Source organism: Amycolatopsis sp. NPDC004378 (assembly GCF_053602455.1).
The window spans coordinates 63,168-77,326 of sequence record NZ_JBSGDR010000007.1; the positions used below are offsets into that span (position 1 = coordinate 63,168).

The 14,159-nt window shown below is 73.5% G+C and carries 14 protein-coding genes; 8 read left to right on the plus strand and 6 right to left on the minus strand.

Annotated features, from left to right (window positions below):
- Positions 1-29: 29 nt before the first annotated feature.
- Both ACWEN0_RS22070 and ACWEN0_RS22075 read left to right on the plus strand, forming a co-directional pair.
- Positions 30-674, plus strand: a complete 645-nt coding sequence (locus ACWEN0_RS22070) for a helix-turn-helix transcriptional regulator (protein ID WP_451976374.1) — start codon at positions 30-32, stop codon at positions 672-674.
- On the plus strand, positions 671-1,630 hold the full coding sequence (locus tag ACWEN0_RS22075) for a pyridoxal-phosphate dependent enzyme (protein ID WP_451976377.1): 960 nt from the start codon (positions 671-673) through the stop codon (positions 1,628-1,630). Before ACWEN0_RS22070 ends, ACWEN0_RS22075 begins: the two co-directional genes overlap by 4 nt.
- On the opposite strand, the gene trpA is transcribed toward ACWEN0_RS22075, so the two are convergent.
- The 3 genes from trpA to trpM form a co-directional block, all read right to left on the minus strand.
- Positions 1,593-2,420, minus strand: coding sequence for a tryptophan synthase subunit alpha (gene trpA / locus ACWEN0_RS22080; protein ID WP_451976380.1), 828 nt, complete (start codon positions 2,418-2,420; stop codon positions 1,593-1,595). The genes ACWEN0_RS22075 and trpA overlap by 38 nt on opposite strands.
- Complete coding sequence (gene trpB, locus ACWEN0_RS22085; protein ID WP_451976383.1) at positions 2,417-3,640, minus strand: tryptophan synthase subunit beta; 1,224 nt, start codon at positions 3,638-3,640, stop codon at positions 2,417-2,419. Before trpB ends, trpA begins: the two co-directional genes overlap by 4 nt.
- A 99-nt stretch (positions 3,641-3,739) precedes the next feature.
- Positions 3,740-3,904 carry a tryptophan biosynthesis modulator TrpM gene (trpM, locus tag ACWEN0_RS22090; protein ID WP_451976386.1) on the minus strand — a complete coding sequence of 55 codons (165 nt, stop codon included), beginning with the start codon at positions 3,902-3,904 and terminating at the stop codon, positions 3,740-3,742.
- Between the two features lie 24 nt (positions 3,905-3,928).
- Between trpM and ACWEN0_RS22095 the strand changes: the two genes are divergently transcribed.
- Both ACWEN0_RS22095 and ACWEN0_RS22100 read left to right on the plus strand, forming a co-directional pair.
- Positions 3,929-4,192 carry a hypothetical protein gene (locus ACWEN0_RS22095; protein WP_451976389.1) on the plus strand — a complete coding sequence of 88 codons (264 nt, stop codon included), beginning with the start codon at positions 3,929-3,931 and terminating at the stop codon, positions 4,190-4,192.
- A 1-nt stretch (position 4,193) separates the two neighbouring features.
- The gene (locus tag ACWEN0_RS22100; RefSeq protein WP_451976392.1) at positions 4,194-4,943 is read left to right on the plus strand and encodes an LLM class flavin-dependent oxidoreductase; all 750 of its coding nucleotides are present in this window, start codon (positions 4,194-4,196) and stop codon (positions 4,941-4,943) included.
- Here the strand turns inward: ACWEN0_RS22100 and ACWEN0_RS22105 are convergent.
- From ACWEN0_RS22105 to ACWEN0_RS22115, 3 genes are all read right to left on the minus strand, one after another.
- On the minus strand, positions 4,940-5,593 hold the full coding sequence (locus tag ACWEN0_RS22105) for a DUF4230 domain-containing protein (protein ID WP_451976395.1): 654 nt from the start codon (positions 5,591-5,593) through the stop codon (positions 4,940-4,942). The two genes, ACWEN0_RS22100 and ACWEN0_RS22105, sit on opposite strands and share 4 nt — an antisense overlap.
- A gap of 78 nt (positions 5,594-5,671) precedes the next feature.
- Entirely contained in the window at positions 5,672-6,550 is an 879-nt protein-coding gene (locus ACWEN0_RS22110; RefSeq protein ID WP_451976397.1) for a glycosyltransferase family 2 protein, read from the minus strand.
- Between the two features lie 105 nt (positions 6,551-6,655).
- Positions 6,656-7,789, minus strand: a complete 1,134-nt coding sequence (locus tag ACWEN0_RS22115; RefSeq protein WP_451976400.1) for a hypothetical protein — start codon at positions 7,787-7,789, stop codon at positions 6,656-6,658.
- A gap of 658 nt (positions 7,790-8,447) precedes the next feature.
- Between ACWEN0_RS22115 and ACWEN0_RS22120 the strand changes: the two genes are divergently transcribed.
- From ACWEN0_RS22120 to ACWEN0_RS22135, 4 genes are read left to right on the plus strand one after another with little or no spacing between them, the layout of a single operon-like run.
- A complete protein-coding gene (locus tag ACWEN0_RS22120) occupies positions 8,448-10,709 on the plus strand; it encodes a YcaO-like family protein (protein WP_451976402.1) in 2,262 nt (753 codons plus the stop codon).
- A 9-nt stretch (positions 10,710-10,718) separates the two neighbouring features.
- Positions 10,719-11,945: an MFS transporter gene (locus ACWEN0_RS22125; RefSeq protein WP_451976404.1), complete on the plus strand. Its 1,227-nt coding sequence runs from the start codon at positions 10,719-10,721 to the stop codon at positions 11,943-11,945.
- On the plus strand, positions 11,942-13,117 hold the full coding sequence (locus ACWEN0_RS22130) for an insulinase family protein (RefSeq protein WP_451976406.1): 1,176 nt from the start codon (positions 11,942-11,944) through the stop codon (positions 13,115-13,117). The genes ACWEN0_RS22125 and ACWEN0_RS22130 overlap by 4 nt, the downstream gene beginning before the upstream one ends.
- Complete coding sequence (locus tag ACWEN0_RS22135; RefSeq protein WP_451976409.1) at positions 13,114-14,154, plus strand: insulinase family protein; 1,041 nt, start codon at positions 13,114-13,116, stop codon at positions 14,152-14,154. Before ACWEN0_RS22130 ends, ACWEN0_RS22135 begins: the two co-directional genes overlap by 4 nt.
- The last annotated feature ends 5 nt before the right edge of the window (positions 14,155-14,159 follow it).

A 14,159-nucleotide genomic window follows, 5' to 3' on the forward strand; every position in this document is an offset into this window, starting at 1 on the left:
CAGTGGTGACGCCCTTGGCCGGGTGCGCGATGTCTGAGCGGGACGCCATTCTCGCCGCGCTGGCTCCCGTCGCCGACGGTATCGCGGCGACCCTCGGCTCCTTCTGCGAAGTCGTCGTCCACGACTTCCGCCGGCCCGAGACGTCGGTGGTGGCGATCGCCGGGTCGGTCACCGAACGCAGCGTCGGTGGGTCGATGAGCGAGATCGGCATGGGCCTGCTGGCGCGGGGGGACGACGCCGAGGACCAGCTGAACTACGTCACCCGCACCGCGTCCGGGAAGCTCATCAAGTCCTCGACCATGCTGGTGCGCGACAGCGGCGGCTCGGTGTTCGGCGCCCTCTGCGTGAACCTCGACGTGACGGCCCTGGGGCAGCTGCGGACCCTCGTCGGCGAGCTCGCCGACGTCGGCACGGCCGCCGAGACAGCGACCACGACGTTCGGCGACGACGTCGAGGCCGTCGTGGACGCGATCGTCGACGAACACCAGCTGCGCCTGAACAAGCCGTGGGCCGCGCTGAGCCGCGACGAACGCCTCGACCTCTTCCGCAGCCTGCACCGGCGCGGCGTGTTCGCCATCCGGGGCGCGGTGCCGCAGGTCGCCGCCCGCATCGGCATCTCCCGCGCCTCCGCCTACACCTACCTCGCCGACGTCCGAGCCCCAGGAGAAGCATGACCCCGCCCGTGACCCTCGCCGACATCCGCGACGCCGCCGCCCGGCTGGCCGGCGTCGCCCACCGGACCCCGGTGGTGCGCTCCCGCACGCTCGACGACCTCGTCGGCGCCGAAGTCCTGCTGAAGTGCGAGAACCTCCAGCGCATCGGCGCCTTCAAGTTCCGCGGCGCGTACAACGCCGCCTCCCGGCTCTCGCCGGAGCAACTGGCCAAGGGGATCGCGGCGTACTCGTCGGGCAACCACGCCCAGGCCGTCGCGCTCGCCGCCCGCGAGCTCGGCAGCAGCGCGGTCATCCTCGTCCCCGAGGACACCCCGAAGTCCAAAGTGGACGCGACCAGGGGGTACGGCGCCGAGATCGTCACCTACGACCGCTACACCGGCGACCGGGTCGCGCTCGGCGAGGCGCTGGCCGCCGACCGGGGCCTGGCCCTGATCCCGCCGTACGAGCACCCGCACGTCATCGCCGGCCAGGGCACCGCGGCGCTGGAACTGCTCGAAGACGCCGGGCCGCTGGACACCCTGGCCGTGCCGGTCGGCGGCGGAGGCCTCATCGCGGGCAGTTCGACCGCGGCGAAGGCGGTCCAGCCCGGCATCCGCGTCGTCGGCGTCGAACCCCAAGAGGGCGACGACACCAAGCGGTCCCTCGACGCCGGCGAACGCGTTGCGATCGCCGTGCCGCGGACCATCGCCGACGGCCAGGCCGCGTCGATCCCGGGCGAGCTGACCTTCTCGATCAACCGGAACCTGGTCGACGACATCGCGCTGGTGTCCGACGACGCCGTGCGCGAGGCGATGCGATTCGCGTTCGAACGCCTCAAGCTCGTCCTCGAGCCCAGCGGCGCGACCGGTCTGGCCGCGCTGATCAGCGGCCAGGTGGCCGCGTCCGGGCGCGTCGGCGTGATCCTCAGCGGCGGGAACGTCAGCCCGGAGCGCTTCGCGGAACTGATCGCCTCGTAGCCGTGGGGGTGCGCATCCCGGCCGCGAGCTGGGCCGTGAGCCGTTCGAGCGCGGCCTGGTCGCGCGCGCCGAGCAGGGTCTCGACCAGGGCCGAGCCGACGATCACGCCGTCGGCGAACGCGGCCACCTCGGCGGCCTGCCGGGCGTCCGAGATCCCCATGCCGACGCACACCGGCAGCGCGGTGACCGCGCGGAGCCGGCGGGTGAGGACGGCGGCGGCCTCGTCCACCGCCTCGCGCGTGCCGGTGACGCCCATCAGCGCCGACGCGTAGACGAACCCGGTGCCGGCCGCGGCGGTTTCCGCCAGCTGGGCGTCGGTGCTGCTCGGCGCGACCACGAACACCGTGGCCAGCTCGTGCGCCGCCGCGTGCCGCCGCCAGGCCGCGGACTCCGCCACCGGCAGGTCCGGCAGCACGCAGCCCGAGCCGCCGGCCGCGGCCAGCTCACGCGCGAACCGCTCGGCGCCGTAGCGGGACACCGGGTTCCAGTAGGACATCACCAGCACCGGCTTGCCCGTCGCGTCGTGGACCTCGCGGACCGTGCGCAGGACGTCCGCGATCCGGACGCCGCCGCGCAGCGCGATGTCGTCGGCGGTCTGGATGACCGGGCCGTCCAGCACCGGATCACTGTGCGGCAGGCCGACTTCGACGATGTCCGCACCGGCGTCGAGGACCGCCCGGAGCGCCGCGATCCCGCCGTCGACGGTGGGGAACCCGGCCGGCAGGTAGGCGATCAGCGCGGCCCGGCCGTCCTTCTTGGCTGTTTCGAAGGCTTCGGTCAGCAGGCTCATCGCGCGCCCTCCAGTCCGAAGTGGACAGCGGCGGTGTCGAGGTCCTTGTCCCCGCGGCCGGACAGGTTCACCAGGAGGACGGCGTCCGGGCCGAGCTCGGTGCCGACCCGCAGTGCCCCGGCCAGCGCGTGCGCGCTTTCGATCGCCGGGACGATGCCTTCGGCCGAGGCGAGCAGGCGGAACGCGGCCATCGCCTCGTCGTCGGTGACCGGGCGGTACTCGGCCCGGCCGGAGTCGTGCAGGTGCGCGTGTTCCGGGCCGACGCCGGGGTAGTCGAGCCCGGCCGAGATCGACCAGGCCTCCTGGATCTGGCCCTCGTCGTCCTGCAGGACGTAGGAGCGGGAGCCGTGCAGGACACCGGGCTCGCCCGCCGAGAGCGACGCCGCGTGCTGCCCGCTGCGGACGCCGCGGCCCGCGGCTTCACAGCCGATCAGGCGGACGCCGGGGTCGTCGAGGAAGGCGTGGAACAGCCCGATCGCGTTCGACCCGCCGCCCACGCAGGCGATCGCGGCGTCGGGCAGCCGCCCGGTCCGCTCGAGGAGCTGACGGCGGGCCTCCACGCCGATGACGCGCTGGAAGTCGCGGATCATGGCGGGGAAGGGGTGCGGCCCGGCGACCGTGCCGAACAGGTAGTGCGTGTCCTCGACGTGGGCGACCCAGTCGCGGAAGGTCTCGTTGATGGCGTCCTTGAGGGTGCGGGACCCCGACGTCACCGGGACGACCCGGGCGCCGAGCAGGTCCATCCGGGCGACGTTGACCGCCTGGCGGCGCATGTCCGTCTCTCCCATGTAGACGGTGCAGGCGAGCCCGGTGAGCGCGCAGGCGGTGGCCGTCGCCACGCCGTGCGAGCCCGCGCCGGTCTCGGCGATGACGCGGGACTTGCCCATGCGCACGGCCAGCAGGGCCTGGCCGAGCGCGTTGTTCACCTTGTGGGAGCCGGTGTGGTTCAGGTCCTCGCGCTTGAGGAACACGCGGGCGCCCCCGGCGTGCTTGGCGAAGCGCGGCACCTCGGTGAGCGCGCTGGGGCGGCCGACGTAGTGGGCGAGCAGGTCGTCGAACCGGGCGGCGAAGGCGGGATCCGCTTTCGCCCGCCGGTATTCGGCGGCGACCTCCTCGACCGCGGCGACGAGCGCCTGCGGGACGAACTGGCCGCCGAAGGCACCGAAGTACCCCTTGGCGTCGGGAAAGGGCCCCGGCGCGGCCGGGAAGAAGAAGTTCATGGTGGATGTGCTCCTGACCCGGGACGTCCCGGGTGGTTCGTGGCTGGTCGGGGATCACCGGAGCGCACGACCCCGCGGGCTCACCGGGAAGAAGATCCCTCAGCGACCCCACGCGACGCGCGGCGCACGGTGCCATCGCATCCCGTCGACCTGGCCCGCCTCGGAGCCGATCGCGTACCGCACCCGCCGCCCGCGCACGCGCCGCGCGGGCGCCTGGCAGCCACGCGGCCGGCGGCCACGGGCGAAACGGACGGTGAGAGGCACGCGGCCAGCTTAATCCGACGGCGCATGGTCGTCGCAAGCGTTTTCGGCGTGAGCCCGGTCGCCCCGCACGGCCCGGTTCGGGCCAGTGTCGAGATACCGACCGTTCTCTCTGTTAACCTCGGTGGTTACGCAGCCGAAGCCGGTGCACCTCCGGAACGACCCCGGTTTCGCGCGCTACACGGACTGCTGACCGGCAGGGAACTGGAGAAGGCCGTGAACCTCGCCTCCGTCGACGACCCGGACGCGCTGCGCTGGTACGCCCGGTTCGCCGCGGACCGGGCCCGCTGACGTGCGCCTGGGAGCGACGCTCGCCCGCCTGGCCCCGGGCCCGCCGATCGCGCTCGCCGAATGGGCCCGGCGCCTTGCGGGCGAAGGGTTCGAGAGCCTGTGGACGCCCCAGATCGTCGGGCGCGGCTTCCTGGTGCCGGACCCGTTCGTCACCTTGGCGGTCGCCGCGACGGCGACCGAGGGCGTCGAACTGGGCACGGCCACCGTGCAGGTCCCGCTCCACCACCCGGCCGACCTCGCGCACCGGGTGCTGTCGCTCGTGTCCGTGTGCGGCGACCGGTTGACCCTCGGCGTCAGCCCCGGCTCGACCGACCTTGACTACGGCGTCTTCGACCGGGACCACGCCGAGCGCTTCCGGACCTTCCGCGCGAACCTGCCGCGGCTGCGGGACCTGCTCGAGCACGGGCGGGACGAGCACGCCGACCTCGCGCCGCCACCGGCGTCCGGCCGGCCGCCGATGCTGCTCGGTTCGTGGGGCGCCAACGTCGAGCGGGCCGCCCGCGAGTTCGACGGCTGGCTGGCCTCCGCGTACCGCCGCAGCGCGGACCAGATCATCGCCGCCCACGAACGGTTCCGCGCGGCCGGCGGCCGCCGGGCGGTCGTGTGCGCCGTCCCCCTGTCCGGAAAGGACAGTCTCGGGCCCGCGCGCGAGGTGCTGCACCGCTACGCGGAGGCCGGCTTCGACGACGCCGTCGTGCTGATCGGACCGGAGGGACCGGATCCCGCGGAGGTCCGGGCGCTGTACCCCTAGGGACCGGTGGCGCCGTCGGCGTAGTTCACGGTGACGTTCTTGAAGCCGAGCGACTGCAGCAGGCCGGTCAGCATCGTCCGGGTGTTGCGCTCCGCGTCGGCGATCAGCGGGCTCTTCGCGGCCGCGCCCTGGATTTCCTTCTGGGCCAGTTCGTACAGGGCCTGCTGGGAGTTCGGGTTTCCGCCGAGGAACTCGTTGATCTTGGTGAACAGGCCCTGCTGCTGCGCGTAGACGCGGGATTCGTGCACGTCCAGGGTCGCCGGCTCCAGCTGCGCGTGCCCCAGGGTGACCGTGGCGGACTGGCGGTCGTCGGAGACCTTGACCGCGTCTCCCTTCAGCCGCGAGAAGTCGACGAAGGCGTTGTCCTTGCCGACACCGATGAACAGGGTCTGGCTGCCCGCGAGGAAACTGGGCAGGATCGAACTGGTCGTGATGTCGACGACCACCTGGAACGACCCGCTGGCGGCCTCGTAGCGCGAAAGCTCGACGATCGACTGCAGCAGCACCGGACCGGAGTGCTCTTCGGTGTGTTCGGCGAACGGGTTCCGCAGTTGGGGTAACAGGTGTACGGCCGATCCGACGAGGACGGCGGCGGCGAGGACCACCACTGCCACAGCCAACGCGACGAGCCGCTTGCCCCAGGCACCCATGCCGCCAGGAATACCCACCCGGCGGGCGAACCAAGCTTTTCCGAGGTCAGTACCGACCGGCGGTCGCGCTCGCCGGCGCTACGGTTCGCGCAGGACGTCCTTCAGGGCGGCGGCGACGACCGCGGTCGGCAGCAGTGCGGTCAGCCGGTCGGTGAGCCGGCTGTCGCGGACCAGGGTTCCGTCGGCCAGCCCGGCGCTGACGGCGGCCGCGTCCGGCTGGCGCCGGGCCCAGGTTCGCGCCAGTTCGCCGTCGAGCAGGAGCCGGTAGTCCTCGCGCATGTGCCAGCCGATGCCCGGGTCCAGGCGGGTGTTGGCGGCGAACGCGGCTCCCGCGTTGGCGACCTTGCGGGTGAACTGCGCCAGCCCGCGGTCGGGCACGTGCAGGATCGTCAGCGGCCGCTCGGGGGCGAGCTCGCCCAGAGCACCGGTCGCGCTGTGGTTGCCGACGCCGACCGTCACCGCCGGATCGGCGCGGTGGCACACCTTGTTCCCGATCCGGGTGCCCCGCGCCGACAGCGACAGGGTGTCGCGCAGGACGTGCGTCGACGGCCACGGGCCACGGCGAGCGGGATCGGCCACCAGGTTGTCGCGGACCATTTCGACGGTGCCGCACCGGCTGTCGACGGCGGCCAGCGCGTCCGCGATGGCCGTCCGGCCGGCTTCGGTGGCCGCGCCGGGCCAGAGGAACTCGTCGGCGTCACCGTTGATCACCCAGTCGGCGCCGTGCGACTCCGCGGCGCGCCGGGCCATCGCGGTGACCCAGCGGGCCTGCTCGTAGTCGCGGCCCGGCTCGTGCCACAGCTCGAGCACTCCGGCGTCGCGGTAGCGTTCGAGGATTTCCGTGGTGCCGTCGACGGACCCGTTGTCGGTCGCCACCACGAAATCCACGCCCGCGGCGAGGTGGTGCTCGACCGTGGCCGCCACGATGTCGGCCTCGTCGCGCACCAGCAACGTCATCACGATCCGCACTCGCCGGCCCCCGTCGCCTGCACCGGAGATCAGCATACAAAGGCGCGACGGGCCGTCCCCCTCGGAGTGAGGGAGACGGCCCGCCGGCGCGGCTCAGCCGTGCGCCACCGCGACTGTCCGGTCGGTGGCCGGCGGCATCAGCTTCGGGTATTCCTTCTGGAACTTCTCGATCATCGAGGCGGTCGGGACGATCCGGTTCGGGTTGCCCTGGCTCGTCGCCTGCTTCTCGCCCCACGCGCCGGCGGCCTTGCGCTGGTCCGGCGTGCCGTGGCTGTGGTAGCAGTCGCCGATGGAGGCGTCCAGGTAGGTGACCTCCTGCTGGGTGCGGGCGTCCCACGCGAAGCCCTTGGCGTGCGCGACGAAGTAGCCGCCGTAGGCGTCGGGGCCCATCTCGGACGACTCGTTGCGCGGGTGGTTGTCGTGCGCGAAGTCGACCTGGTGGCCGTACTCGTGGCCGACGACCGACTCCACCGAGACGTCGTCGAACCCGAGGAGGTCGACCGTGTCGAGCAGGCCGTCACCGAGGGCCACGCGCTTGCCGCCGAGGCTGTCGGCCGGGGCGGAGAACGCGTTCAGGGTGAGCAGCGGGTGGCGGCCGCCCTGCAGGGCCGGCACTTCGTAGAGCACCTTGGTGGCGAGCGCGGCGGCGTCCTTCACCTTCGCCGGCGCGAGGCCGAGTGCGAAGGTCTGCGCCATCTTCGCCTGGCTGCCGAGGTCGGTGCCCTTCCAGGCGACGAGCTGGATGTTCCAGCTCTCGATGTCCCAGAAGCCGCGCAGCTTGTCGATGGTCCGGGTGGCGCGCGGGGTGTACTGGCCGTCGGTGCCGAAGACCTGCGGGGTCTTGTCCGACGCGACGCCCTGGACGTAGAGCTGGCTGAGCCCCGACAGCGCGTTGAACGCCTGGTTCTCGAGCGGGGTGAGCTGCGCCGCGAGCTTGTTCGCGTAGGTCAGCAGCGAACCCTCGGTGCAGCCGGGAATCGGCCCCGCCGCGGCCCGGCGCTGCGGCCCGATCGGCGGGATGGGCGACTCGATGAGCCGGTCGACGCCGCGCACCGCGCTCGCGGGCAGACCGTTGTAGAGGTCGACGACGTCCTGGTACAGCTGCGCGACGTCCTGCTCGACGGTGGACGGCGCGGCCGCCGCGGGCACGGCCGTGGCGAGCGCGAGCGCCGCCGCCGTGCCCGCGGCCGCGAGCGTTCTGCCGAAAAATCGGGTCCGGTCTGGCACGGTGGTTCCCCTCTTCTGAGCCGGTTCAAGATCACGAAGCACCGCCACGTTAGGGCGGAGATTGACGGCAGAACCGGCACCGGCCCGAGAACCCCGGAATGGCTCACGCCTTTCGAAGGGTTTTCGCCGTGCGACATCGGCCGAAAGTACTAGGTTCACCGCGGCGGCGCGGATCGTCTTCACGAGGGGGAACGGACGCTTTCCCGCGCGACTGGCCACCAGGGTTCCCGGCTCCCGGTCGCGATGGACAAGCCTTGCTGTCGCGCACCTGGCCACGGGCGCCGCAATCGAGGAGACGTGCGTGTTCCGGCCGGTCGCCACTATGGGAACACGCACGGCGAACCCATGAGGAACGCACATGAACGGCAGTGAGTCGCACCCGGAGTGGGCCACGCCGAAGCAGCCTCCGCGCCGGGCGACGTCCATTACCGATCGAGGAAGGAAGTACCCCGCACATGCTGGAAATCTTCGAGTCCATCGAGAACGAGAACGAGCTCGCCATCCTGGCGAACAACAACGTCGCCCCGGAGATCGAGTTCAGCTGGGACGAAGACTGATCACCCGCTGATCGGATTGGTCCCCGGGGTGCGTCCGTAGCACACCCCGGGGACCAACCGGCATGTCCAGGATAACGCGCGCAGCAGCGTGGAGGAAGCAGATGTCACCTGAGTGGATCGCCGGGCACGTCCGGGTCGTCGCCGAGGGGCCGGACCGCTGCCTCCTGGTGCCGCCGAGCCGGACCGTTCTCCGCGTGCGCGTCGCCGCCGGGCGGATGCGGGACTGGCTCGCCCTCCTCGACGGGACCCGCACCGAGGACGAACTGCTGGCCGCGGCGCCCGACCCGGGTGAGTTCGCCGAGGTCTGGGCCGCGCTGACCCGCGACGGCTGCGTCCAGCCGGTCGCCGACACCCGGGACCGGTCCTGGTACCGGCTGCTTCCCCAGGCCCTGCGCACGCAGCGGCTCCACGACTACAGGTTCCTCTGGCTCGGCCCCGCCGGGCCCGTGTCGGTGCTGGCCGAGGCCTGGCAGGCCGCCGGCCTGCGGGCCGAAGCCCGGGCCTGTGCCCAGGACGGCCTGCTCGCCGCCGCCGAACAGGCGCTCGACGAGCGCCTCATCGTCTGCCCGGTGTTCAGCCACGCGCCGGCGAAGGCCGTGATCGCGCTCGACGACGAGCTCGAACGGCTCGAGGCGCTGCGGCTGGTCGTCCGGCTGCTCGACCACAAGGTCTTCGCCGGGCCGGTGATCAAACCCGGGACCGGCGCGACGATGTCGGACGTCTACCGCCGCCGGGAGGCCGCCGCGGCGTCGCCGGCCCTGTTCCAGGCCGAGCACCGGGATCCGCCGCCGGCCGAGCCGGATGCGGTGCGGCCCGCGGAACTGCGCTGGGCCGCCTCGACGCTTGCCGTCCAGGCCGAGCGCTGGCTCGCCGGGGCCGCGCGCGCGGAGATCCAGTCGGCCGAGCTGGTGCTGGACTGCGCGCACCTGAACGTCGAGCACCACGGCATCCTCGCCCTGCCCGACCAGGGCGATCGGCGTCGCGCGGTCCGCCGCACCGACGCGTGGCACCTGCGCGATCCCGAGGCCGGGGTGATCCGCTCGGTGAAGGCGCAGCCGACGCCGGCGCACTTCCCGCGGTCCCTGCACATCGCGGTGGCCCGCGCGGCCGACATGCGCCGGGTGATGGACTTCCCGAACGACCTGACGGCGTTCGGCTCCAGCTGGGAAAGCGCCGCGGCCGCGGAAGGCCCGGCGATCGGCGAGCTGATCGAGCGGTACTGCGCGAACTGGGTTTCGCCGCGGACGCCGAGGGTGTCGGCGAGCCACGCAGAACTGACGCGCCGCGGGCTGGCCGCGGTGGCACCCGGCAGCCTGGTCGGGTACTCCGCGCAGCAGCACGCGGAACGCGGGTTCCCGTTCGCGCCGCTGGACGAGCACACGACCGTCGCGTGGGTGCCCGGCCGCGGGCTGCTGAGCGGCGAAGAGCGGTGGGTCCCGGCGTGCTGGGTGTACGTGTCGTGGAACTCCGTCCGGCCGGACGGCGAACAGCGCCACCTCTACCCGAACCTGTCCGGCATCGCGGGCGGGCGGACCTGGGCGGAAGCCGTCGCGAACGGCCTGTCCGAGACGGTCGAACGCGACGCGTCCATGGTCTGGTGGGCGAACACGCCGGTGCTGCCGCGGGTTCCGCTCGAGGACTTCGCGCCGGAGCTCGCCGCCGAGCTCGGCGACCGGTTCCGGACGGCGATCATCCCGATCTCGGACCGGTACGGCATGGCCACCGCGGCCGCCTGCGTGCAGGACGTGCGGTCGGACTTCCTGGCCATCGGGTTCGCGACCCGGCCCGGTTTCGCCGAAGCGGGGCGGAAAGCGCTGGCCGAGGGGATCGGTCTGCAGTGGACCGGGCTGACGATGGCGGGGGCGCGACCGGGCAGCGCGCAGGCGAACGTCCTTTCCGCGCAACGGAACCTGAAGCCGTTCCGCGAGGACGGGCGGTACCTGGACTCCTACCGGGCCGACTTCCGGGACGTCAAGGACCTGTCCTGCCAGCTGCAGATCTACCTGGACCCCCGCGCGGCCGCGCACGTCTCGCCGTGGACGCTCGACGTCCCCGCCGGACCCCGCCCGGCCGAGCCGGCGCACGCATCGCAGTCCGCGGACGCGGTGATCGGGCGGATCGCCGGGGACCTGCGGGCGGAGTTCGGCGAAGAGCCGATCGCCGTCGACCTGACCACCCCGGACATCGCCGAGGCCGGGTTCTCGGCGGTGCGCGTGCTCAGCCCCGGCCTGGTGCCGAACTTCCCGGCGGCGTTCCCGCAGTGGGGCCGGGACCGGGTGAGCCGCGCCGCCGTCGACCTCGGCTGGCGCGAAACGCCCCTGCCGGAGTCCGGGCTGAACCGCTTTCCCCTGGCCCACTACTGAGGAGGCAGCATGTTCGCCCGCTGGACGCAGCTCGACCTCACCCGCATCCCGCGCGGGCGGTCCGTGCTCGCCTCCGTCGCCATCGACTCGGTCGCCACCGGTGCGCTGCTGCCGTTCGTGCCGCTGTACTTCGTCTTCCGGGCCGGGCTTTCCCAGGCCGAGGTGGGCGTGCTGATGACGCTGGCCGCGGTCCTGGCCCTGCCGGCCGGGACGCTGGCCGGCCGGTTCGTCGGGCGGTTCGGCTCGGCGCGCTGCCTCGTGGCCATCAACTACGTGCGCGCGTTCGCCGCGGTCGGCGCGTTGTTCGCGACCAGCCGGGTGCTCGCCCTGGTCGTCCTGCTGCTGTCGACGGCGGGCGACAACGCGTTCTGGGCCGGGAACTCGACGTTCGTCGCCGACATCACCGGCGACCAGCGGCGCCGCTGGTACGCGCTGGAAGGCAGTCTCCGCAACGCCGCGATGGGGCTCGGGGCGCTGGTCGGCGGGCTCGCCGTCGGGTTCGCCGGGAGCGGCGGGCTGACCGTGTTCATGGCGCTGAACGCCGTGTCGTTCGTGGTCGCGGCCGTGCTGCTGCGCGGAGTGCGCACGACGCCGCGGGTCACCGGCTCCGAACGCCCGGCGCGCGCGTTGTCCGTCTACGCGGACGTCAAGTTCGGCTTCTTCCTGATCGCCTCGGTGCTGCTGGTGGTGCCCCTGCTGGCGATGCCGTCCGTCCTGACGCTGTCTCTCGTCCAAAGAGGACAGTGGGGTGCCGGGCTCGCCGGGGTGCTGATCGCGCTCAACGTCGTGATCCTCGTGCTGATGCTGCCCGTGGTGTCGCGGCGGGTGGAGCGGTACGCCCACCGCACGGTGATGATCGCGGCCGCGCTGTCGATCGCGGGCGGGGCCGCCGTGCTGGGTGCCGGATTCCTGCTGCCGTCCGGGGGGACGGCGGCGTGCGCGGTGCTCGGCATGGTCGGGATGACCGCCGGCGAGCTGCTGAGCACGTCGGTGATGAACGACTTCGTGGCCCGGATCGCGCCGCCCGCCCGGCTCGCCCAGTACATGGCGGCCTACCAGCTCGGCTGGGCCGCCGCCGGGCTGCTCTGGCCGGTGGTCATGCTGTCGCTGACCGCCCGGGGCGGGGCGGTGGTGTGGCTGGTGACGGCGGCGTGCGGCGCGGCGGCCGCCGGGGCCTGCACCCTGGTCCGCCCGGCCCCCGTCGACGCGCCGGTCGCGCTCGCGGCGGTCCGGTGATCGTCGTCGAACGGCAGCGGGGCCGCGCGCTGCAGACGGTCTGCCTCACCTTCGGACGCGGGCAGCGTGACGAACCGCTGCCCGGCATGGCGCACCTGGTGGAGCACGTGTTCCACTGCCGCGGGCAGGCAGGGTCGGGGCAGTTCTTCGCCTCCCTGCGGACGGCCGGGGCGATCTGCAACGCCTACACGGGCGCCGATTACGTCCAGTTCTGGGTGAGCGTGCCCCCGGCCGGGCTCGGCCGCTGGGCGCGGATCGCCCGGCGGCAGCTCGCCGACCCGGTCCACGAGCCGGCCGCCGTGCGGCGCGAGCTCGACGTGATCGCGCAGGAGGTGGCGCTCAAGGTGCTGCGGCACCCGCAGCGCGGGTTCAGCGTGCAGTACAACCGGGCGGCCCTGTTCGACGACGAACCCAACGCGCACACCGGCTTCGTCGACAACCCGGCGCTGCGGGAACTGACGCCCGGTGACCTGGACCGCGCGTTCCGGTTCTTCCTCGACCCGGCGGTCGCGCAGGTCGCGAGCGTCGGGCCGCTCGGGCCGGACGACGTGGCCGAGCAGCTGTCGCCGGTGCTCGACGTGCTCGACGGGAGCGCCGTGCCGGGCGCGCCGCGTCCCCACGAGCCGAGCGGGCCGCGGGTCGTCCGGATCGGGCGGGCCGACGACTCGCCGCACGCCCGTGCGGTGTGCTTCCCGGTGGTCCGGAGCGGGCGGTGGCTGACCGATCTCGCAGTGGCCCAGGTCGTCGCGGCGCTGCTGGGCCAGGGTGGCGCACGGTCCCTCGTCGGCCGTCACGCGCCCGCGGGGACGAGCGTGACGGCACGCGTCGGGATCAGCGGCGACCCGAACGAGGACCGCTCGCCGACCTGCCTGACCGTCGAGGCGACGGGGGAGACGGACTGGCTGCCGGACGCGCTGGGCTCGGCGCTCGGGGTGCTCGCCGACGGGCCCGGCCCGGCGGCGGTGGCGGACGCCGCGCGCTGGGTGCGCACCGGGGCGCTCAAACGGTTCGACCGGCCGGTGCCGCGCACGCGCGCCGCCACCTGGTTGCGGATGTTCGCCGGGGCGTCCGTCGGCGACCACCTCGCCGCGCTGTCCGATGTGGACGGTGAGCGGGTGGCCGAGGCCGCGGTGGAGCTGGCCGCGCACGGTGGCCGGGAGATCGTGCTGTGACCGCCGTCCTGGACTGCCTGCCCGAGCGGATCGCGACCGGGTGGCCTGCCGACGTGTACCGGTCCGGGATCGCGTCCGGGCTGGCGCACGTCCGCTGGACGCTGGACGCGACCGGCGCGTCCGCCAAGGTTGCCGAGGCGTGGAAGCGGGCGCTGGTCGCGCGTCCGGGGTGGCGGGGGACGGCCGCGAACACCGGTGCCGGGGTGGGCACGAAGGTGCTCGCCGGACGCCCGGCGTTGTCGTTCACCGTGACCGAAGACCGGCTCGACGAGCTGCTCGGATTCCTCGGCGGCACGGCGCTGACCTGGGCGGATCTGGACGTCGCCGGCACCGGGCCCGCGGGGAGCCCGCGGCTGGCCGCCCGGCGCCTCGCCGTGGGTGAAGACCCGTGCGTCCGGGCGGACGGCCCGCTCGGGACGCACCTCACGGTCCTCGCGGACCTCGACGGAACGCCCGAGCCTCTCGCGGTCCGCGAGCCGCCGGCCACCACCGCACGGCCGAGGCGCGGTGGCGAAACGCACCAGGACGGAACGGGCGGGCAGGCCTGGTACGCCGTGTGCTGGGACCTGCCGCCGGTGGACGCCGAACAGGCCGCGGCGGCGGAGCTGTTCCTGTTCGGGGTGGCCGGAGCGCCGTTCGCGCCGCTCTACCAGGCGCTGCGGGACGATCTCGGGATCAGCTACGGCCTGCGCACGAGCGTCCAGTGCCGGCCGGGCGCCACGCGGGCGTGGCTCGAACTGGGCTTCCCCACCGAGCGCGCGGCCGAGGTGCGCGAAGCGATCGAGCGCGTGCTCGGCCACGACGACGTTCCCCGGTGGATGGAGAACGCGCGGAACGTGCTGCTCTCGTCGGTGCTCGCCGCGCTCGACTTCGGGAGCGGGCAGGCGGACGCGCTGGCGTTCGGGCACGCCGTCGGCGATCCCGCACACTCGTGGCAGGTCGCGGGACACCTGGGCGGCACCGGGCGGCTTTTCGACCGCGTCCCGGCCGCGCTGGGCACGCTCGCGACCGCGAACATCGGCAGCTACCACGCATGAGGAGA